At 62.0% G+C, this 21,391-nt stretch carries 19 protein-coding genes; 4 read left to right on the plus strand and 15 right to left on the minus strand.

Translation table 11 applies throughout. From position 1 onward, the window contains the following. Nucleotides 1-211: 211 nt before the first annotated feature. Genes accC through aroQ form a run of 4 tightly spaced genes read right to left on the minus strand, consistent with a single transcriptional unit; the run spans nt 212 to nt 2,990 of the window. Nucleotides 212-1,579: an acetyl-CoA carboxylase biotin carboxylase subunit gene (gene accC / locus ABE493_RS10980; RefSeq protein WP_057627663.1), complete on the minus strand. Its 1,368-nt coding sequence runs from the start codon at nt 1,577-1,579 to the stop codon at nt 212-214. A gap of 10 nt (nt 1,580-1,589) precedes the next feature. Continuing rightward, nucleotides 1,590-2,063 carry an acetyl-CoA carboxylase biotin carboxyl carrier protein gene (gene accB / locus ABE493_RS10985; RefSeq protein WP_269792800.1) on the minus strand — a complete coding sequence of 158 codons (474 nt, stop codon included), beginning with the start codon at nt 2,061-2,063 and terminating at the stop codon, nt 1,590-1,592. 55 nt (nt 2,064-2,118) lie between these two features. After that, the gene (locus ABE493_RS10990) at nt 2,119-2,547 is read right to left on the minus strand and encodes a lysozyme inhibitor LprI family protein (protein WP_430980762.1); all 429 of its coding nucleotides are present in this window, start codon (nt 2,545-2,547) and stop codon (nt 2,119-2,121) included. Further along, complete coding sequence (aroQ, locus tag ABE493_RS10995) at nt 2,544-2,990, minus strand: type II 3-dehydroquinate dehydratase (RefSeq protein WP_346498956.1); 447 nt, start codon at nt 2,988-2,990, stop codon at nt 2,544-2,546. Before aroQ ends, ABE493_RS10990 begins: the two co-directional genes overlap by 4 nt. A 506-nt stretch (nt 2,991-3,496) precedes the next feature. On the opposite strand from aroQ, the gene ABE493_RS11000 reads away from it, so the two are divergent. The 4 genes from ABE493_RS11000 (at nt 3,497) to ABE493_RS11015 (ending at nt 6,522) form a co-directional block, all read left to right on the plus strand. Beyond that, entirely contained in the window at nt 3,497-4,126 is a 630-nt protein-coding gene (locus ABE493_RS11000; protein WP_346498957.1) for a TetR/AcrR family transcriptional regulator, read from the plus strand. A 10-nt stretch (nt 4,127-4,136) separates the two neighbouring features. Continuing rightward, the gene (locus ABE493_RS11005) at nt 4,137-4,814 is read left to right on the plus strand and encodes a type 1 glutamine amidotransferase domain-containing protein (protein ID WP_346498958.1); all 678 of its coding nucleotides are present in this window, start codon (nt 4,137-4,139) and stop codon (nt 4,812-4,814) included. A gap of 120 nt (nt 4,815-4,934) precedes the next feature. Further along, the gene (locus ABE493_RS11010; RefSeq protein WP_346498959.1) at nt 4,935-5,345 is read left to right on the plus strand and encodes an organic hydroperoxide resistance protein; all 411 of its coding nucleotides are present in this window, start codon (nt 4,935-4,937) and stop codon (nt 5,343-5,345) included. Nucleotides 5,346-5,544: 199 nt separating this feature from the next. Further along, the gene (locus tag ABE493_RS11015) at nt 5,545-6,522 is read left to right on the plus strand and encodes a zinc-binding dehydrogenase (protein ID WP_346498960.1); all 978 of its coding nucleotides are present in this window, start codon (nt 5,545-5,547) and stop codon (nt 6,520-6,522) included. Between the two features lie 316 nt (nt 6,523-6,838). On the opposite strand, the gene ABE493_RS11020 is transcribed toward ABE493_RS11015, so the two are convergent. From ABE493_RS11020 to ABE493_RS11065, 11 genes are all read right to left on the minus strand, one after another. Next, nucleotides 6,839-7,684, minus strand: coding sequence for an STM4011 family radical SAM protein (locus ABE493_RS11020; RefSeq protein WP_346498961.1), 846 nt, complete (start codon nt 7,682-7,684; stop codon nt 6,839-6,841). Between the two features lie 7 nt (nt 7,685-7,691). Further along, nucleotides 7,692-9,053, minus strand: a complete 1,362-nt coding sequence (locus tag ABE493_RS11025; RefSeq protein WP_346498962.1) for an STM4012 family radical SAM protein — start codon at nt 9,051-9,053, stop codon at nt 7,692-7,694. Continuing rightward, nucleotides 9,050-9,865 carry an STM4013/SEN3800 family hydrolase gene (locus tag ABE493_RS11030; protein WP_346498963.1) on the minus strand — a complete coding sequence of 272 codons (816 nt, stop codon included), beginning with the start codon at nt 9,863-9,865 and terminating at the stop codon, nt 9,050-9,052. Before ABE493_RS11030 ends, ABE493_RS11025 begins: the two co-directional genes overlap by 4 nt. Beyond that, nucleotides 9,858-10,967 (minus strand): STM4014 family protein, encoded by a 1,110-nt coding sequence (locus ABE493_RS11035; protein ID WP_346499009.1) that lies wholly within the window; start codon nt 10,965-10,967, stop codon nt 9,858-9,860. Before ABE493_RS11035 ends, ABE493_RS11030 begins: the two co-directional genes overlap by 8 nt. A gap of 22 nt (nt 10,968-10,989) precedes the next feature. Then, nucleotides 10,990-11,901, minus strand: a complete 912-nt coding sequence (locus ABE493_RS11040; protein WP_346498964.1) for an STM4015 family protein — start codon at nt 11,899-11,901, stop codon at nt 10,990-10,992. 598 nt (nt 11,902-12,499) lie between these two features. Beyond that, nucleotides 12,500-12,892 (minus strand): hypothetical protein, encoded by a 393-nt coding sequence (locus ABE493_RS11045; protein WP_346498965.1) that lies wholly within the window; start codon nt 12,890-12,892, stop codon nt 12,500-12,502. Nucleotides 12,893-13,140: 248 nt separating this feature from the next. Continuing rightward, on the minus strand, nt 13,141-13,410 hold the full coding sequence (locus ABE493_RS19445) for a PAAR domain-containing protein (RefSeq protein ID WP_430980763.1): 270 nt from the start codon (nt 13,408-13,410) through the stop codon (nt 13,141-13,143). Beyond that, a complete protein-coding gene (locus ABE493_RS11050) occupies nt 13,407-15,092 on the minus strand; it encodes a type VI lipase adapter Tla3 domain-containing protein (RefSeq protein WP_346498966.1) in 1,686 nt (561 codons plus the stop codon). The genes ABE493_RS19445 and ABE493_RS11050 overlap by 4 nt, the downstream gene beginning before the upstream one ends. A 6-nt stretch (nt 15,093-15,098) precedes the next feature. Beyond that, nucleotides 15,099-17,105, minus strand: coding sequence for a T6SS effector phospholipase Tle3 domain-containing protein (locus tag ABE493_RS11055; RefSeq protein ID WP_346498967.1), 2,007 nt, complete (start codon nt 17,103-17,105; stop codon nt 15,099-15,101). A gap of 334 nt (nt 17,106-17,439) precedes the next feature. Beyond that, the gene (locus ABE493_RS11060) at nt 17,440-17,907 is read right to left on the minus strand and encodes a hypothetical protein (RefSeq protein ID WP_346498968.1); all 468 of its coding nucleotides are present in this window, start codon (nt 17,905-17,907) and stop codon (nt 17,440-17,442) included. Next, nucleotides 17,907-21,230 (minus strand): type VI secretion system Vgr family protein, encoded by a 3,324-nt coding sequence (locus tag ABE493_RS11065; RefSeq protein ID WP_346498969.1) that lies wholly within the window; start codon nt 21,228-21,230, stop codon nt 17,907-17,909. The genes ABE493_RS11060 and ABE493_RS11065 overlap by 1 nt, the downstream gene beginning before the upstream one ends. Nucleotides 21,231-21,391 lie beyond the last annotated feature (161 nt).

Consider the following 21,391-nt stretch of genomic DNA (forward strand, 5'->3'; position numbering starts at 1 on the left):
GTCCCGGTTTGCCCCTCGCCCAAGCCGGGCTCGCCACTACATTTCTGCTCACTCCCTTTGGCGTAGCCAAGGGGAGGGTTGGGGAGGGGTAAAGCCTTTCGCTGGCTTTGCCGCTCTTGTTGGATCGCTTGGAAAGCTTCTGCCGAGCATGGCTCGGCACTACAGAGAGACAGAAAGCAGGTGCCGGGCATTGCCCGGCAACTGCCTTCAATCAGGTCAGCGCGATCGAGCGGGTCTTGCGCTCGGCCAGGCGCTTTTCCAGGTAGTGGATGTTCTGTCCACCGGCCTGGAAACCCTGGTCGCGCATGATGCGCTGCTGCAACGCGACGTTGGTCTTGATGCCGTCCACCACCATCTCGCTCAGCGCCACCCGCATGCGGGCAATGGCGGTTTCGCGGTCCGGGCCGTGCACGATCAGCTTGCCGATCATCGAGTCGTAGTTCGGCGGCACCTTGTAGCCGGCATAGATGTGCGTATCAACGCGCACACCCGGGCCACCCGGCGGATAGAAGCCGGTGATCAGGCCGGGGCTGGGAATGAAGGTTTCCGCGTCCTCGGCGTTGATGCGGCACTCGATGGCGTGGCCATGCAGCACCACGTCGCTCTGCTTGATGGTCAGCTTCTGGCCGGAGGCGATGCGCAGCTGTTCGGCGACCAGATCGATACCGGTCACCATCTCGGTTACCGGATGCTCCACCTGCACGCGGGTGTTCATTTCGATGAAGTAGAACTTGCCGTCTTCGAACAGGAACTCGAAGGTGCCGGCGCCGCGGTAACCGATGCGCACGCAGGCTTCCACGCAGACCTTGCCGATCTGCTCACGCAGTTCAGCGGTGATGCCCGGTGCCGGTGCTTCTTCCACCACCTTCTGGTGGCGGCGCTGCATCGAGCAGTCGCGTTCACCCAGGTGGATGGCATTGCCCTGGCCGTCGGCCAGCACCTGGATTTCCACGTGACGCGGATTTTCCAGGTACTTCTCCATGTAGACCTCACCATTGCCGAATGCCGCCTTGGCTTCGGATTTGGTGGTCTCGATGGAGGCCTTCAGCGCACCTTCGGCATGCACCACGCGCATGCCGCGGCCGCCGCCGCCGCCCGATGCCTTGATGATGACCGGGTAGCCGATCTCACGGGCAATCTTGGTGTTGGCGACGATGTCTTCGCCCAGCGGGCCGCCCGAACCGGGCACGCACGGCACGCCGGCGGCCTTCATCGCGCGGATGGCTTCCACCTTGTCACCCATCAGGCGGATGGTTTCCGCACGCGGGCCGATGAAGATGAAACCGGACTGCTCAACGCGCTCGGCGAAGTCGGCGTTCTCGGACAGGAAGCCGTAGCCCGGGTGGATGGCCTGGGCGTCGGTGACCTCGGCCGCAGCGATCAGCGCCGGGATGTTGAGGTAGCTTTCCGACGACGGCGCCGGGCCGATGCAGACCGACTCGTCTGCCATGGCCACGTGCTTGAGATTGCGGTCAACGGTGGAATGCACCGCAACCGTACGGATGCCCAGGGTGTGGCACGCGCGCAGGATGCGCAGCGCGATTTCACCCCGGTTGGCGATGACGACTTTATCCAGCATGGCCGGCGCCTCAGGCAATCACGAACAGCGGCTGGTCGAACTCAACCGGGCTGCCGTTCTCGCCGAGGATGGCCACCACGGTGCCGGATACTTCGGCCTCGATCGGGTTGAACATCTTCATCGCCTCGATGATGGCCAGGGTTTCACCAGCCTTGATGGTCTGGCCGACGGTCACGAAGGCCGGCTTGTCCGGCGAGGACGAGGAGTAGAAGGTGCCGACCATCGGCGCGCGCTGCACGTGGCCTTCCGGCAGGGCATTGCCCGGCTTGGCGGTGCCGCCGGTGGAGGCTTCGGTCGGGCCGCTCATCGGCATTGCCGGTGCGGCAGCAGCCGGCGCAGCGTAGACCGGTGCCGGCGCCGGGACATAGGTGCCTACCGGGTTGCGCGACAGGCGTACGGATTCTTCGCCTTCCTTGATCTCGATTTCGGCCAGGTTCGACTCTTCCAGCAGGTCGATGAGCTTCTTGATTTTGCGCAGATCCATGAGGGCCTCTTTGGGTTGCAGTAAGTCGGTAAGGAAAAGGCGCGGGGCGCCCGGGTCAAAGTTCGTAGAAATCGCGCAGCTGCCGCGTACGGTCCTGCGCGTGGGTGGTAAGACAGCGCATCTGCGCACCGTTGCGCGATGTGCCGTCGGCATTGAAGGCGTAGACCGCGTCGCAGTCCTTGTCGCGCAGCTGGATCCAGGCGCGTTGGGCGAGGATCAGCTGCTGTTCGGCCTCGGCGCAATGCGTGCAGCTGCCGTCGGCGGTCTGCTGCTGCAGCTGGCGGCGGGCCTGCTTGTAAGTGGTGTTCAAAACCGTATCGGCGTCAGTGGCACGATCAGACGCGCACAGGTCGCTTTCCATCGTGCTGGTCACATTCGCGCAGTCGATGCCTTCGGCGGCGCGATCCAGGTTCTGCGCATGCGCAGCGGCCAGCGGCAGACACACCACAGCCATTCCCGCCAGCAACCGCGGCAGCGCTTTCACGCGCTTACCCCAACGCGAGCCAGCGCCGCATCCATCGCATAGCGGTAGCTGTCGGCGCCAAAGCCGCAGATCACGCCGACGGCCTTGTCGCTCAGGTAGCTGTGCTGGCGGAACGGCTCACGCGCATGCGGGTTGGACAGGTGGATCTCGATGAACGGAATCGCCACCCCGGCCAGCGCATCGCGCAGGGCCACCGAGGTATGGGTGAAGGCGGCGGGGTTGATCAGGATGAAAGCGGTTCCATCGGCGCGCGCGGCCTGCACCCGGTCCACCAGCACGTGTTCGGCGTTGGACTGCAGGTGTTCGCTCTGGTGCCCCTGTGCCTGTGCCTGTGCAGCGAGCGCAGCGTCGATCTGGGCCAACGTGGTGTGGCCATAGACGTCGGGCTCGCGGGTGCCCAGCAGGTTGAGGTTGGGGCCGTGAAGGACCAGCAGTTTTGCCATGTGCCAAGGGTCGGCGGGGAAGGGCGGCAGTGTGAGGGAAGCTGGGAATACTGTCCAGTTCGACGAAATTAGCCGTGTTTTAATCGATTGTTTGAATTTTGGGGCTTTGCTGGGGCAGCTTGTAGGGCAGTGCCTTTGAGCTGCAGCGGATAACGGCAGGGGGCCCGCTGGGTACCCGGACCCCAAGCTGCGCATCTGCGTGATGCGCGGGACTTGCGAGAAAATGAGCGAAGTTGGGCTTTCCCCGAGACCCGCAACGACGAGAGCCCCTCTCCCGTTCACGGGAGAGGGGTTGGGGTGAGGGCAGAGCGAAGCAGTAATCGTTGATTTGCTGGCAACCATCCGCGCTTGGCTTAGAGCTATCAACTCAAAGCCCAAGCCCCCCTCATCCGCCCCTTTGGGGCACCTTCTCCCGTCAACGGGAGAAGGGACAGCTGGTGTCCACTCTTACTCCCGGTAATCACCCATTAATAGACGACCGGTCTATTTGGCGTAAGCTCCACCCCATGAACCTCTCCCCCAAAGCGCAGGCCACCCGCCAGCACATCCTGGACACCGGCTACCGGCTGGTCCTGCAGAAGGGCTTCGCCGCGCTCGGCCTGCAGGAAATCCTCAAGGCCTGCGCCGTCCCCAAGGGCTCCTTCTATCACTACTTCGCGTCCAAGGAAGTCTTCGGCTGCGAGCTGCTGCAACAGTACGTAGACGACTACGGGCGCAAGCTGGAGCAGCTGCTGGCCGAACCGGGCAACGGTCGGCAGCGGCTGATGCGTTACTGGAATGCCTGGGCGCAAGACCCGGCCGACCCGGCGCAGGGCTGGGCCGAGGAATGCCTGGTGGTGAAGCTGGCCGCCGAGGTGTCCGACCTTTCCGAAGACATGCGTCAGGTACTCGACCAAGGCGTACAGCGCCTGCTGCAACGCATTGCAGCCCTGGTCGAAGAAGGCCGCGCCGACGGCTCACTGCCCAAGGGCAAGCCCGCCTTGCAGGTCGCCCGCGTGCTGTACCAGATGTGGCTGGGCGCGGCGCTGCTGTCCAAGCTCAGCCAGGACCGGCTGCCACTGCAACAGGCCCACGAGGCCACCGAACACCTGCTGACCTGCGACAACGTCGTCGCCGCATCCTCCCCTACTTACTGAAGGCACTGCCATGAATGTTCTGTTCGTACTGACCTCGCACGACCAGCTAGGCGACACCGGCCACAAGACCGGCTTCTGGCTGGAGGAATTCGCCGCACCTTATTACGTGTTCAAGGACGCCGGCGCCAACATCGCCCTGGCGTCGCCGGCCGGCGGCCAACCGCCGCTGGACCCGCGCAGCGATGAGCCCGATGCACAGACCCCGGCCACCGACCGCTTCCGCAGCGACCGCGACGCTCAGCAGCAACTGGCCACCACGCTCCCGCTGAAACAGATCGACGCCAGCAAGTTCGACGCGGTGTTCTACCCCGGCGGCCATGGCCCGCTCTGGGATCTTGCCCGCGATGCCGACTCCATCGCTCTGATCGAAACCTTCGACCGCGCCAACAAGCCGCTGGGCCTGGTCTGCCACGCGCCCGGTGCATTGATCGCCGCACGCACTGCCGACGGCAAACCGCTGGTTGCCGGCCGCAAGGTCACCGGCTTTTCCAATAGCGAAGAAGAGGCTGTTGGCCTGACCGCCGTGGTGCCGTTCCTGATCGAAGACGAGTTCGCACGTCTCGGCGGCAACTACAGCAAGGGCCTCGACTGGCAGCCCTACGTGCTCAGCGACGGGCACCTGGTCACCGGCCAGAACCCGGCCAGCTCCGAAGCCGTAGCAAAAGCACTGCTCGCGCAGCTGGCCTGATCCGTAGCTCGGTAGCCCGGGTAAGCGAAGCGCACCCGGGAAACAAGCAGCCAACAAACTTTGCAAAACCCGCATCGCACCCAAGCCCTTAAAAAAAAGCAGCCTCACAAGGAATCGGCAATGAAGATCTTCTACAAAACCCGCGCCACCGCCACCGGTGGCCGCGCTGGCCGCACTGCACTGGACGACGGCAGCCTTGGCTTCGACCTGGCACTGCCCGGTTCCAACAAGGCCGGCACCAATCCCGAGCAGCTGTTTGCGCTCGGCTATGCCGCCTGCTTCGACAACGCCTTGCCGGTGGCCGCCAAGCAGCTGCAGTTGCAGCCGGCCGGCACCGCCACCTCGGTGGAAGTGGGCATCGGCCAGACGGCTGAAGGTGGCTACGCACTGGACATCGACCTGCACGTTGAAGTGAAGGGTCTGCCGCAGGCCGACGCCCAGCATCTGGTCGAAGCCGCACACAAGATCTGCCCGTACTCCAACGCCACCCGCGGTAATGTCGATGTGCGCCTGCACGTAACTGCAGTCTGATTCACGCATCAATGCCGAGTCAGTGCATGGCGCTGACGAATACTTGTAGGAGCGGCGTGAGCCGCGAAGCTGGCGCTGCTTACGCGAATGGCATCTGTGTCATCTGATGATGTGCTTGCTTCGCGGCTTACGCCGCTCCTACAAAAGATCTATGCCGGAGCTATGACTACGGCTATTCCTCCCGTAACAGGAGAAACACATGCGCAGCGCCATCCACACAACGTTTGGTGAGCCGGCCGAAGTACTGGCACTCGGCGACAGCCCCATCCCGCAGCCCGGCGCGGGCGAAGTCCGGATCAAGACCCTGCTCGCGCCCATCCACAACCACGACCTGTGGACCGTGCGCGGCAAGTACGGCTACAAACCCACGCTGCCGGCAATCGGCGGCAGCGAAGCGGTAGGTATCGTCGAAGCGCTCGGCGAAGGCGTGCAGGGCGTCACCATCGGCCAGCGCGTCATGGCCGCCTCGGTACACGGCACCTGGGCCGAATACTTCATCGCCCCTGCACGCATGGTTATCCCGGTGCCGGATGGCATCGCCGACGAAGCCGCCGCGCAGCTGATCGCCATGCCATTGAGCGCGCTGATGCTGCTGGAATTCCTGCAGGCCGAGCCCGGTCAATGGATCGTGCAGAACACCGCCAACGGTGCGGTCGGCAAGACCCTGGCCATGCTCGCTGCCGCGCGCGGTGTGCACGTGCTTGGACTGGTGCGCCGCGATGCAGGTGTTGATGAACTCAAGGCACTCGGAATCAACAATGTACTGTCGACGACACAGCCGGATTGGAAGTCGCGCGCGCAGGCCTTGCTCGGCGACACACTCGCACACGCAGCAGTCGATTCCATCGGCGGCCAGGCGAGTGCGGATCTGGTGTCACTGCTAGGCGACAACGGCACGCTGGTCTCGTTCGGCACAATGGCCGGCGAAGCCATGCAGATTCCTTCCGGCGATCTGATCTTCAAGCAGGCCACGGTGAAGGGCTTCTGGGGCAGCAAGGTCAGCCAGCAGATGTCGGTGGAAAACAAGCGCCGCCTGGTCGGCGAGCTGCTGCAGCGCGTGCTGAGTGGCGAGCTGGAACTGCCGGTGCAGGCGGTCTACGAGCTTGGCGACGTTGCCGAAGCAGTGGCGGCAAGCTTGTTGCCGGGGCGCAAGGGCAAGGTACTGCTGAAGCCCTGATGGTGGTAAGCAGGAGGGCTGGTTCCCATCAGCCTGAAGCGAAGTAAGCCTCAGCCCCCTCCCTTGCGCAAAGCGCAGGGGAGGGTTGGGGAGGGGTGCTCTTGGCAATAAACCATCAGCTCAGGCCCCGCCAGCTTCGCGGCTGACGCCGCTCCTACAAAAGTGCATTCCCAGTAAACAAGCAACGCAGCCCGGGTAAGCGCAGCGCAACTGGGGGAAGTGATCTGGTGATGTCTAAAACCATCTGCCAACAGCGTTGCGTGCGCTGTGCTTATCCCAGCGATGGTGATGGAGCGGCCGGCGGAAAGCCGGGGCCCTATCCCCGAAACCGCTCCAGCACACCGGCCGGATAATCCCGCTGGAACGGCAGATCCTTGCGGTGCGCATAGCCGATATAGCAGTCGCATCGCTGGTTCGGGCAGGCCCTTGCGCGCAGCTGGCCTGCGAAGCTGCCGTCATACAGATTGCCCAACGGTGTGGCGACGAAGTGGCAGCGTTTGACGTTGCCATCACCGTCCACCGATATCACGTTCTCGCCGGTGAAGCAGGGCTCGCCCAGGCTGGCCGAAGGTTCGAGGTTGAACAGGAAATGCGGGTCCACGCGCTGCAGTTGCTGGATTTCCGCCTCGCTGTAGTAGCCGGCAGGGCGTTCGTCGTAGGCGTTGATCCACAACGGCACACTGTCGGCCAGTTCCGCACGCAGCAGTTGGATCTCCTCCAGATGCTCGCGCATCGCCACCATGCCAACCGTGTAGCGCACGCCGCGCCGGTCCAGTTCGCGGCAGCGGGCCAGGAAGGCGACGCGGGTCACCTGCCCCGGGTGGTAGGTGCACCACAGCGCGAAGCTGTCGAGATTGACCTCATCCAGCCAGCGCGTGCCGATGCATAGGTTGGTCTGGATCACCACGCGGCGGATGTGCGGCATATGGCTCAGCTGCACCATCGCATCGCGGTAGTGGCGGCGCACCAGGCCCTCGCCCCACGGCGTGAACAGTACCGACAGTTCCATCGTCTGCTGCCCCGCCCAATCGACGAAGCGCGCCAGGTCCTCGGCATCGCGTCGCAGGGCGGCGCGGGTGTCGTAGGTCTTGGCGAAGGGGCAGTACGGGCAGTCGTAGTTGCAACTGCTCAGCCGGCCGCGATAGAGGATGGAAAGATGCATGCGCGGCTCAATCCAGTTGATAGTCGCGCATGCGCTCGGCCACGCCGGCGGAGATCAGCCACGGACCGATGGTGTCGGCGCGGGCAAGGCCGGTGTCATTCAACGAAATCAGTGCGTCCTCGCGCGTCGCCAGGCCCTGCTCGAACAACTCGCCCAGCTGCGGCAGGTCGTCGAAGCACTCCGTGCCGAAGCGCTCGCGGTACTGCGCCAGATCCAGGCCCGGCTGCGCCAGCAGCGATTGGATCACATAGCGACGACGTCGCTCGTCCTCATTCAAACGCACGCCGTAATCGATGTGAGCGAAGGAGGCCTCATCGCGTTCCAGGTAGTGCGCAAGAATATCCGCCACCGAGCGCCGGCTGACGCCGTACTCGCTGGAGTAATGCAGGCCACTGGTATACGAGCGGGCGCCGCAGCCGATACCGACCATTCCGTCACTCTGGCAGCAATAGGCAGGACCACCGGAGTCCGGTGCGTTCGCCGCACGGAACATGCGCATTGATACCTGCTCATAGCCCGCCGCAAGCAGCCGTTCGCGGCCGGCCTCATACAGGGCCAGCCGGTTGTCCACCGACGCGGGATGAATCACGAAGGAGCGCTTGCCGCCTTCCTTCGCGCCGATGCGGTCCAACCCGGTATGCGGGCGCACGTACAGCGGGTAGAGGTAGAGCTCTTCCGGCTGGAAAGCGAGGGCGCTGTCGATCGAGGTAAGGAAGCTGGCCATGGTCTGGCCGGCAATACCGTAGATCAGGTCCAGGTTGAGTGTTGGAATGCCCGCCGCACGTATCTGTGCAATCGCCTCCTCGACCACGGCGCGCTGCTGCGGCCGCACGAGTGAGCGCACTTCGGCATCGCTGAAGCTCTGGATGCCCATGCTGACGCGGTCGATGCCCGCGTCGCGGCAGATTTTCATCTTGGCCGCATCCACGGTTTCTGGCGATACCTCGATGCCTGCAGGAATCGAATGCAGGTCGATGTTGGCGTGGCGTTGAACGAAATCGAATAGCCGCTGCAGCTGCGGCGCATCCAGATAGGTGGGCGTGCCGCCGCCAAGCGCGAAGCGCACGAAGCGGTGTTCGCCCAAGGCATCGGCGGTCACCCGCAACTGCTTCTCCATCTGCGCCAGATAGGCTTCCACCTGTGCCGGCGCGGGGCGCGCCATCGCGAACAGATTGCAGAAGCCGCAACGGTAGCTGCAGAACGGCACATGCAGGTACAGGAACAGTGCATCACGCGGCTCGCTCGCCCATGCCTCGGCAAGCGGTGGCGGTTGCGTGATCGGCCGGTAGGCGGACTTGTGGGGGTACGAGTACGAATAGGCCTGGTAAGGCTCGAGCTGCAACAGCTCGGACAATCGATGGGCGGTCATGGGCTCAACACAAAATGCGCATAGGGAACGTTCATCACCGTCTCGTGGGCGAGGCGATGGCCGTGGAAGCCATCCTCGCCGTAAGCGGTGCCATGGTCGGAGCAGATGATCACGAAAGCCGGGCCACGCGCGCGCAGTGCGGCAAACAAGGCGGCCAGCTCGCCATCAACATAGCGCAGCGCGGCGCAGTGGCTGTCCAGGCCATCGGCGTCGCAACCCGGGAGGTAATGCCGGTTGGGCTGGTGGATGGCCGAGACATTGATGAAGAGGAAGGAGCGCTGATTGCCCGCCGCCTGCAGACGCTCGCAGGCCAGTGCCACCTGTTGCTCGGTGGAATCGAGCGCGGTCACGCCGAACTCCGGCTGCCAATGGCTTTCCTCGAACAGCCCTGGCAGTTGCGAGCCCAGGGCATTGCGGCGGTTGAAGAAGCCAACGCCGCCAATGCAGACGGTGCGGTAGCCCTGGTCACGGAAGCCACCGACGATATCGGCACGGCCGGAGAACACGAAGGTCTGCGGCACGATGGTTTCGCTGCCTTCAAACTCCAGCGCGAACAGGCGCGGATGCGGGCCCGGCCGCGCAGGTGTGGGCAGGAAGCCGGCAAAGAATGCCGAGTGCGCCGCATAGGTGAAGCTTCCGGGCGTGTGCCGCAGCTCCCAGCCATCGGCAGGCAGGTGCGGCGCAAGCACCGGCAGCTCGCCGCGTTCGAAGCAGCGCTGGGCGGCGTCGAAGCGCAGGGCGTCCAAGGTGATCATCACCACGTCGTGGCTGCCGACAATGCTGTGCATGTCTGGCAAGGGGTTCTCAAGCATGGGCGTACTCGTTGATTGCGGGCCGTGCGGGCGTCAGCAAGGCCTGGTCTTCATAGGTGGTGCGGCCGGCGTGGCGCAGATCCAGCAATAGATCGCCGAAGCCATTGGCTTCCAGTACCCAGCTGCGCATGCCGCGCACGATCAGATCGAAGCCGATCATGCGGCTGTTCGGGAATGCCGCAGCTGCTGTTGCCGTGGTGGTTTCCAGATGCTCGATGGCCTCTGCGTCCAGCAGAAAATCCAATCCGGTGCGTGCATTGCCCAGGTGCAGGTTGGTCAGCGCGCCTGCGCTCATTCGTGCCACCCGCTGCCGTGGCTGGCCATCCAGTGCGATCACGCGCACGTCATAGCGGCGGCCATCGCTGCCCGGCACCGTCGGTTTGGGAATCCAGCGTTCGATGTAAGCGCCCTGCACGGCAAGCAGGTCCACCAGCCGTGCGATGTCGTCATGCCGGTCGTAACGGCGCTGCCGCAGCGAGTTGAACACCCGCCAGCGGCCATCCTGCTCAACCAGCTCCGCAGAGCCATAGGCAACTTCGCGTCCATCGCGGTTGCGCGCGTAGGCCAACACACCGGCACCAGACGAGCCGTAGCGGGCCTTGACGAAAACGCGCTCGCAGCCGGCATCACGCAGGCGTTCACGCAGGTCTTCATAGCTGCTGATCAAGCCGAATAGCGGCGGCACCGCAACGCCCGCTGCCGCAAGGTGCTGCTGGCAGTGGAGCTTGTCCGACATGCAGGCCAGATCGGCGGGCGCATTGAGGTAGTGCGGGCCAGACGGAAGCGCGGCCAGCACATCGGCAAAGCCGGCATACCAGAATTGTTGGTGGACCAGCTCACCATGCGCGGCCGCCTGTGGGGCATCGCCGGCAGCGCCCGACAACTCCCAGCCGCGCCGCACCAATGCCTGGTGCAGCTCGGGCGCTTCCCCCGGCGATTCCAGCTTGACGATGGCGCCGGGCAGCTGCGCGAGTGCCTCAAGCAGCCGCGCAGGTTCGGCAAGCAGGGTTTCGTAATCGAACACATGTGCGGCAGGCGCGCCCTGATCGTGCAAGGCGCGCTGCAGCCACGCGATACGGCGGCTGCCGCGCGGGCCGATCAACAGCCAATCCGCCATCTTCGGCTTACTCGGACACCGCCACGTAGCGGTCACCGTCATCTTCTTCTTCCGGGTCGTCCAGCACCACTGTGCACGGCAGCGCCTGCAGCTTCTGCTGCCATTCTTCTGAAATGAAGTGGTGGCTCAGGTCGATGCGCTGCAGGCCGCCGAGGTTCGGGCTCTCGCACAGCGCCTGCGCACCGATGTCGCCAATAGTGCCCAGCGACAGATCCAGCGTCTGCAGCGAGCCCAGCCAGGGCTCGCCGGCCAGCCACACCGCCAGCTCGTCGCTGATCATGGCGTTGCGCAGACCAAGGTACTGCAGGCGCTCCGGCCCGATCGCCAACAACAGGCGCTGGTAGACCGCCACATCGCCATCGAAGCCATAGCCATCATCGCCAAGCCACAGCTCGAGATGGCGCAGTGCCGGCAGCGTGGAGTTGGCGATGGCAATGACGATCTCGTTCGGCAGGCCACCGCTCTCGATCGCCAGTTCCTGTAGCGCCGCATGCGTGAAGGGCTGCAGTTCCAGTTCGGAGGTGCCGCGGATACGCAGCGATTCCAGGCCTGGGAAGGCCTCCAGCAGCGGGTTGTAGGAGATCTGGTTGATCCAGGACATCTCGCAGTCTTCGTAGGTCATATCGCCCACGAACAGCGCCTTCAGGTTGCCCAGCTCGGTACGGCGCGCAATCAACCCATCGATCAAGCCCTGCGGGCCATCGCTGGACGCCTCATCCCAGGCACCGATGATCAACACTTCAATCGACTTCGGATCAACCCGCTCGAAGAAATCGGCCAGCAGTTCTTCCTGGCTCTCGTCGCTGTCGTATTCCTGCATCAAGCGGTAAGCGACATCGCCGGCTACAGCGGAGCCCCCCATCTTGAAATCAACGACTTTCTTGCCACGATAAACCTGCGTGTATTCGCCAATGGTCACGGTACGTCCTTGCCGGAATGGTGCCGTAGCATAACCGAGAGATTGGTGATGCTGGCAGCCATGTATCACGTTGAGCGGAAGGCACGCAGCCTTCGCCATTCCGTAATCATCCTGTGGTAGCGCAGTGATCAAGCGCAAACAACCAAACAAACAAGCAAAGCCAGCTTAGCCCCCTCCCTTGCGCGCAGCGCAGGGGAGGGCTGGGGGAGGGGTGCACTTCGCAACGAACCAACACCCCAAGCACCGCCAGCTTCGCAGCTAACGCAGCTCCTACAAAAAGGGTCACCAGCAAAGCAGCAGCTAAAAGCGCAGCCAGCTGTAACCCTCTCCCTTGCGCAACGCGCAGGGGAGGGCTGGGGAGGGGCGCATTTCGCAACGAACCAACACCCCAAGCACCACGAGCTTCGCAGCTAACGCAGCTCCCACAAAAGAAAGAGCCCACCAGCAAAGCATCAGCTAAAAGCGAAGCCAGCTTAACCCCCTCCCTTGCGCAAAGCGCAGGGGAGGGTTGGGGAGGGGTGCACTTCGCAACGAACCAACACCCCAAGCACCGCCAGCTTCGCAGCTAACGCAGCGGGCACGCTATGAGCCACCAGAACTACATCGAACTACAAACAGCCACATAGTTCCCCTGGCTGATGTCCAGATACTTAACCCCGTTGTAGTACTTGTACCCAACCCCCATAACCCGATACCCGCTCTCCGTCGGGAACACCACAAACTCATATTCATCCCCAAACAGCGGATCAGCAGGCGTAAAGCTCAGATTGACCTTGTCACCAAGATCATCGTGCTTCCGCTTCCAGGTCATCTTCCCCTGCAAGTCCTCGCCCAGCAGCTTCACTTGCGCCCGCTGCGTCTTGGTGTCCCAGGAGATCAGTTCCGGGCCGGTCGAGTCACCCTCGACCTTGCAGATGGTTGTCTGGGAAAAAGCAGGCGCAGCAACGCCGAGCAGAAGAAGGGGGGCCAGGCGAGATGGTTTGAATCGCATTGAGTAAGTCCAGTAGTTCGGGCCAGAGTTGCTCCGCAACTCCGTGCCGCGTTGTACCAGACGAAGGTGCCTGAACGCCATTGTCAGAACTGTTCTGCGTGCCCGATCGATTAGACCGAAACCGCCCAGTGCATTGCCAAGCTTCTACATATGTCCACAAGCTGGAGTAGTCCATCGCCGTAGCCAGACCTTCCTTATCACGGCAGTGTCACAGGGAAAAATCGCCCGGCCTGCATTCATTAGAAACGCTAGCCCACGGCCACATGTGTAGCCGCGCCTGCTATTGCATGACAACCGCAGGCCAGTCGATGGCCTTCCAATACAACAGGCATGCTTTGCAATCTGCGCTGGGTGTCGCCTTCAACGAAAGCGTACTGGCCCCGGTGCATCAGGCATGTGGCAATGTCGCCCACTACCGCTACTGGCCGGCCCGCAATGCGGTGCGTTCCAGCCATCTGGCAACGGATCACGGTGCCACCACCGCTCGTGATGTCACCCAGGCAGATTGGCTTGGTCATCGAGCGCGCGCTCGGTACATGAAGGGGTCTGCCTCGCTATACGGCCGGTTGTGTAGTTTCTCCTCTGCACTCGGTGGGCGCACCATCTGCAGGCTGATGCTGCCATTGTCGCCGGCATACATCACCGCGCTTGCACCACCGTCCTTATAGCTAGCGATGGCCCCCAGTCCGATCTGTACAAGGGCACTGCCAAGACCCGTATCGCCCAGACGACGGCCGATGTCGTAGCCTTCGTCCACGTTGCCCAACTCAAGCCCGTGGCCGTCGATGTTCAGCTCGTGCAAGGCATTGGTCAGGGCGATCGCGCTGTCCATGTTGCCCGTGCTGTCATAGAACACGCGCATCGGCTTTTCGCCTTCGGGTAGCGTCGCCAGCGCCTGTTCCCAGCCAGCCTTCATTGCTATTACCTGCAAGGCCGGTTTAAGTAGCTGGCCTTGCTCGTCGCGCAGCGTCACCTTAACCGGGCGGTGCAGATGACCGAGGATCGGCGCACGGTCGAACTCATCAACCTGGTGCAGCGCCCAGCGCACCGGTAACCAAGGTGTCGGCTTGAAATCGCCAGGACCGCGGTTGTCGATGTTCTTCCACAGCTCCGGCAAGGTCGACTGCCAGTAGGCAGATGTCATCGTGCCGGGAGACAACGGGTCCTGGATGCCCCTGAGGCGCTCTGCTTCCTCATAGACCTTGGCCGCGTTTCTGTCTTCTGCGTGATAGAACGCCCACAACTTGCCAAGATCGGTGCGCTGGTTTTGGTTGTCTTCCCTGTAATCCGGGGCATAGGGGCGCAGGTATCGGTCAACGCGGTCGCTGCGTGACACCAGCAGGACGGCGGTGTTGTCCAATACCTTGGGCAGGTAGCGACCGCTTGGCAGTGCTGGAGTGCTGCGTTCGCGATATCGATTTCGGATCTGGTCACCATCCCGGGTGGCGATCATCGCCTCGGGAACTTCGGGATGTGTATCGAAGAACTGGAACAACCGTTCGACCATGTCCTGCGCGTGGGTGGTATTGGCATCCTCCTGCCACAGGAATAGCGTGACGCCAAGTGATCCACTGTTCGCCCCTTCCGAGGTGAGGCCGGCCGCGCGGCTGTCATCACTCTTGTTCAGATTTGGCGGCTCGACCGTAAACGTCGGAATAGGCCAATAGGCTACCGAGTCGGTGGCGGCAAGCCGGAAGGCTATGCCCGTTCCTCGATCAGCCGCATCCTCGCGCTCCTGCACGGATTCAATGTAGTCTTCCGGGTTCTGCGAGTAGATGGACGCGAAGTTGTCCCGCTTGCGCTGGATTGCGTCCCACAGCTCAACCTGATGCACTCTATTGGCGCCCGCGCCTACGCCCCGCAGCTCCAGCGACCACACCCGTAGCCCCGGCTCGTCCAGCGATTCGTGAACCGAGCCGCAGGTCACCGGCGCGGGTATTTCCGTGTTCGTGGTTGGCCGATCGGTCCATGCGGCCTTGACACCCCAATGCCCCGCATACACCAAGCCAGTCAATGCAACTACTGCACCAATTCCCCAGCGGATTGCACTGCTCATATAGCCAATTTCCTCATCCGTCGCTGGGGCTCCCTGCATCGTAGTCATGCCCACCACCATCACCATCCATAGTCCACTCAATCCAATCAGCGACCATCCATAGGGTTTGAGCCGTGGGCGCTTTGCCATCGCTTTCATCATCATGGTTCTCTAGCTGGGAATATTGCCCTTGACAAGCGAAGGCATGCGATCCAATTGCACCAAGTCATTGCCTGGGAATAGACCCTTTCTGTAGTAGTCGTGGCAGGCAGCGGCCAGCTGCCGGGTTCGCTCTTCCAGTGACGACCAGAGTGGATTCTTCTTCATCTTTCCAAAGGCGGCTGGCGTCATCCGCCAATCGGCCATCAACATCAGCAGCTCCCGCCACTGCGGGTCGTCAAGGGTATGTGCTTGTCCAATGGCTACGTCCATCGCCGTTACCCAGCGGTGGTTCTCAGGATGGCGCAGCACCCCAGAGTGATAGCTATTGGGTTCCAATGCGGAGACGTCAGTTGCCATACGCGCGCGGATCTCGTTGGCTGTTTCCTCGCGCATGACTCGAAAGCCCTGCATGTGCAGGGATTCAGATTCGCCGACAATCGGTTCCAGCTTGACCGTCTGGGTCTGATCGTCCGGCGCCTTGCCCTCATTGAATTGAGCGCGTATTTCCTGCACGTTGGGCATTCTGGAACTGGTTTCCAGTTCGATCCATTTGAACGAAGCCTTGGGGTTGCCCATTGCTATGGCCTTGCTCACATCATCCGGGCGATCTTTACCTACGGTGGTCGGGGTTCCTTTCACCTCTTCGCCGCCGAACAGCTGTGGTGCATGTTGCGGAGTCAAGGCTTCGCCATTGATTAAGCGCATCGTGCCTTCAATCACAGGCTCCAATGCCGCCGCTCCTATCACCCAGCTATCGCCTGGATAGCGAGGCTCATCCACTGCGCGCAGAAACTGGTTACGGGGAGGTTCCCCGACCACTACCGGCTTGGCGTTCCGATAGCGCTTGGTCCACATCCGCTGATAGAAACGCTTCTCGCGCAAGGTATCCATCGCTGGAAGCTGGCCGATGCTATCCGGCACGCCATAGGTACCTATCCCCGCTACCCTGTCCAGGGCCACGGTGGTGTCGTCGGGGCAGAAGTACAAAAACACCTTGCCGCGGTTGTCGCGCTCGGGAAACACCAGCATCTGGCCGTCTTTGCCGATCCGCTGGCCCTGCTCGGCCGTCCAGGCATTACCGGCCCGGCCATAGGATTCCTTCTGGCCCATTTGCATGTCTTTGAGCGACGGCGGGCCATAAGGTGCGCCGGTGACCTGATCGACAATGTCGATCAAGGTGCCGAGGGTGTCCGATCCTGCAGGAGTCGTCTTTGCCAAGAGCGAATAAGGTGTGTCGACCATGATGACGCAATCGGCACAGCGGTGGTTGCGCTCCACCAGCATTGCTTGCGCCAGAAGCGTGATCAGCGTGCCCTGGCTGTGGCCCATCACGGTGATGGTTTCGGATGGAAACTGACTCCGGATGGTCGCGATCAATGTCGCCAGCCGTTCTGCGGCAAGCACGTAATAGCGGCGATGTGGCCCCTTGCCAAAATATTGGGTGTTGGACGCCGCGAACTGGGCTATGTGGCGCATGCCATCGTCGAACCCCTTGCCATACATTTCCGGCAGGTTGTTGGTGGCATTGGCAAAGAAACCTCCGGCCTTGCCGAAGTTGCGGTCCAGGCGATTGCCGAAGCTATCTTGGTACTGGGTGCGTAGCTTGGTCGCACCGCCAGTTGCGTCGCGCTTGATATCTTCCTTGGCTGCCCGATAGCCCCAATAGAACGGGATCAGGACACTATTGGCACCCTCGTCCTTGCGCCGGTATAGATGGGTATCGGGATCATCAAGCGTGTCATTCTCATCCATCCCCCGGGTGCCTTCGGGCTTCTTCTTCGCAGCGGCATACGCAGCGCCATACACCCCAGGGTGCAGGTCGTCTCTATCCAGCCTTTCGTTCAAGCCTTGGCACAACCCGGTTTCCACGGATTGATAGCTAGCTCCCGGATCATTGACGCCATGTAGAAAGATCACGATGCCGGGGAGCTTGCGCGGCACTGCAACGTTCCTTGGCGTTTCGCTGTTTGGTGTCAGGCGGGTGTTGTCCAGTACTTTCTTGTTACGGTTGCTCATCGTCGCTGCTTCGGTTGAGGGGCGTGCCGAGGATTCGGTGGTTTGCTGTCTTCATGACATGACAGGATCGCGATCGCATCCGCATTGCAGATATGACGGGCTTTCAGTTGACGCAGCGCCGAGCTCTTGTTCCGAAATATCGTTTGGTCGCCCGCAGGACATAAGCAAGGCCTTATGGGCTGGGTACTGGCCCGCAGGCCAGCGCATAGGGTGTGCTACTTGGCGAGCAGACCCGCAAGGTTGATCGCACGGTGGTACGAATGATCGTGATCGCTTACCGCATGGGGATGAACTCGGAGATCGGTGGGCGTTGAGCCGCTGCACCGCGTCCATTTCAACGCCCACGCAGCTTTTCCAATGCCAACGATTGCACAATCCAGCGGCCGTCCTTCTCCGTCAGATGTGCGATATGCGACAACATGACGGCTGCGCGTGGCAGCTGTTGTCGCACCAGGACCGGTCGTCCGGCGCGCACCTGCAGTGTCCACAGCCCGATGCGGGCGACATGATCCGGTCCAATGAAACGTGTTGCCTGCCGGGCCTCTTCTGCCAAGATGGCGTAGTCCGCTTGCGGCAGCTGGCGTTGCAGCGCGGCTACCAATTCATGCTGGATGGCTTCAAGCTCGCCTTGATCTATACGGCGTTCTCCCGAAGCGAGTTTCAGAACAACATACGCAGGAAGACTGGGAGCGGTCACGGGCTGATCTCTCTGATTGATTTGTACACATCCGCCTGCCATCAAAAGCAGGCCTACAAGTACTGACGACATGATGTGTCTGGTGTGGAACAGTTGCGCTTTCATCATTGCAGGCCAGGGCATTTCCATACGGATTTCGGAATCGTCCGCTGTCCTTCAGTAACCATTTCCCCCGGATAGGTATCACCGAGAATAGGATCGCGCTGACTGCCATCACTCAGGATTGTCTGGCCGCTTTCCTTGTCGTGCCCGACAGGAATGGGACCATTCGCCGATGTCGGTATTGGATAGTGGTCGTTGACAAGGTCGCGGACTGCCTGACGATCGGGCACCACGCTTCCATCGGCGTTAGTCGTGCGGAGTACGTCGCCGCCCTGGCCTGGCAGGCCCTTCGCAATTGTCCAGGCTTCGGTGGCGTAGTAAGCGTCCTCTTCCTTCTCGCGCCAAGGCATGTCTTCTGGCTGATTCTGATGTCGGATTTCGTGATAGACCGTGTTCACTGCATCCTCCGGAGATGTGCCGCTCAGTAGCCCGATGACTTTGTCATCCGTGCTGGATGTGCCGCCTGCTTCGAAACGTTTGGTACCCCACTCGGTGCCATCGTAATAGACATCATCGAAGTAGATTCTATCCGCCACCTGCACATCGGTCTGCGCCAGCTGATCCACAACGGCCTTGTCGTCAGGACATAGAAGTTTGAGCAGGTCAGCGACCTTCCAGCTTGGCGGTATTGTCGCCGCATCCTTTGCCTCCTGCCTGGCGACAAGGCTGACCCGCGACATCTCGTCGCGCTCAACGCGCTCACTGTGTCCACTAGCGCTTACCTGCCCTTGCACCTTGCTGCCGTCGTCCAGCATCAGCTGGTAGGCAAGGCCAGTAGCCACGGCTGCGATATCGCCTTGATAGTGCAGGCGGTACTGCCGCGCAGCCGGGTCGCGCCCGAAGGAGGGGAGGGGCGAGTTGTCGGTCTTGGGGCCTTGCCAATCATGGCTGGCGGCATGCACCACCGCTTTGCCTTGCGTACCGATCTCCACGCCGTTGCCGATGCGGATATAGCTGCCATCATCAGCCACCAAACGGATGGTGGGCGCCGTAACCACCACCTCGCCTTCACTGGCCGACAGATGCAGGTTCTTCTGCGCGTTGATCGCGACGTCATCTTCCTGCGCCTGTATCAGCACCTTGCCGCTGTTGGCGATAGTGCGGATGCCTTCTTCCTGCGCATACAGCGACACGCCTTTGCCCGCATGCAGCCGGGTAGCGCCGCCGCTGACGGACTGCACGTTATCGGTGGCAGCTACGTCATGATTTTCGCCGGCATAATGCAGTTGTGATCGCGGGGTGCCGGTGACGATGCCTGCCGCACCGGCGATGGCGGCCACGGGCTCACCGCCCTCGCTGCCGGGTTCGGGCCAAGCCGCCAGAGCATCACGCAACTGCACCAAGCCGCCATCATCAGCGCCTTGTGCGCCGCGGGCCGCCGCGGTCTGGCCGAGGCCACGGAAAAGGCCAACGCATTCGTCCAGTAAAGTGGTCAACTCCTGGCGGTCGAGCTGCGTGCCCTGCGCCATGTGACGGGCATAGGTCGTCAGCAGCAGCCCTTGCGCCGCGCGCACCGCGATGGCGGCGTCGCTGCGCAGTTCCGCGCCATCGCCTCGCGGCTGCGACTCTCCGTCCTGACGCGGGGTGGTCAACTTGCCAAGATTCAACTCTGTGGCATGCGGTGTAGCCGCCAAGCGGGCGCGAACCTGTCCTGGCGTGTCGTCCATGAGCAGCTCGCTGTAGCCACTACCGTGGTGCTCGCGGGTGCGGATGCCGGACAGGGCGCGGTTGCCTGGCAAGCCGCGCATACCGCTGAATTCCGGTGGCGGATGTCGGCCGTTGTGGATGGTTCCGACAATGATGGGCCTGTCGATATCTCCGGCAATGAAATCAATCAGTACTTCGTGCCCAACTCTGGGCAAAAATTGATGGCCGAATCCTTCACCAGCGCTGGGCATGGCCACGCGTATCCAGGTTGACGAACGCTCATCGTGGTTGGCGGTGCCATTGGTATGCTCGTCCGGACGCTGTGCGTGTAATTGGACACGGATGCGGCCCAATTCGTCCGTGTACACCTCTTCGGCAGGCGGTCCCACTACGATTGCGGTTTGCGGGCCCGGGGCGGTTGGACGCGCCAGCCGGTCAGCATAGGCCGGCACCAACGGGACATCACGGCGCACTGCGCTGAAACGGCAGTAAACACTGTCTGTAGAATCAGGGTCATGCAGGTCATCGCTGCACTGGTCGATTTCTCTGTGCGCCTGCGCTCGCAAAGCTTCGGGCAGGGTCCAGGAGTCGGGAAGATTGTTGCGGGCCTTCAGGGTGATGCCAGTGACCACGAAGCTACGTTGCTCCGAGGTGTCATCGGCATGCGCAGGGTGGTCCTCCAGCAGAAAGCCTTGACCGGTCGCCAGCGTGCGTAGCCTTCCCTCGCCGTGAAATGTCTTGGCCTGTAGTTCCTGCGCCTGCATCCGCAACCGCGCATAGCGGTCCATGTCGGTGTTGTTGTCGGCGTAGTACTGGGTAAGGGCGCGGTACTCACTCAATGTAGAGGCAGCTTGCTCGCCGGCTTCACCTTGCCGCTCGATGCTGCGGTCCTTTCCCTGCAGGGCTTGAGCAGGCTTGTAGTCGTAGCTGGACATTTCTACCGACGAACCGATCAACTGTCGGTGCGCTCGCCAGTCGATAAGGATGTGTTCTTCCGGGCCGACCGTCTCTGCTTGAGCGCGGTATCGCAAGTGGTGGGTGATCTCACCTTCAGGAAGAAGGTCATCACTGAGTATCAGCTGATGTTGGGGCGCATCGGATTCAAAAGAGAACCGGTAGGTGATGCCTTCCTCGGCGAGCAGGCGTTCAATGAAGTCCTGGTCGCTTTCGTTGTACTGCACGCAGTATGAGCGCGGCTTGTACTCGCGCTGTAGCGTAGAGCTATGGGAGAACGCTGCGGCAATTTGTGAGTTTTTATACCGGTGCTCGTCCAGAATTGTCGCAACGATCTGCGGCACACTCTGGTCCTGGAATATCCGGCATGTAAGTCGGCGGCCAAGCAGCGACAGTGCAGATTCAACTCGCAGCCCGATCAGCGTGAAGCCGCTCGCGTCCCCCAGCGACTTCACCCCAGTCACGATGCCTGACAGCCAGCGACGTGCTCCCGGCGCGGTTGCCAGACCAAAGCCAACGGGCTGTCCAAGGAAGGTCTTGAGTTCAAGCGTATTGGATTGACGCAAACACAGGGCATTCAACTGGAAGGCGCTGTTGAGTACATCGCTATAGCTGATCGTGTAAGGCCATAAGCCCTCTGGTGGATCGGTACGTGTCCAGCGGATGTCGATCAGACGATGGTGCGACGAAATCGCATCGCTTCTGGTCTGTGCTTGCCAATCCATGCGTCCTTGCTCCATTCGCTGGGCGAACTGCAACTAATAGCAAGCCCCTGCAAGACATCACAATGAGACTGATCCCGAACTCCTGGACGGTTGGTGGCGCCAGAGGGAACATCCGTGGTCGGTCTGGTGCGTGTGATATGCGTGGATGGAGCGATATAGCT

The sequence above is a fragment of the Stenotrophomonas terrae genome (assembly GCF_039674165.1).
Taxonomy (GTDB): domain Bacteria; phylum Pseudomonadota; class Gammaproteobacteria; order Xanthomonadales; family Xanthomonadaceae; genus Stenotrophomonas; species Stenotrophomonas terrae_A.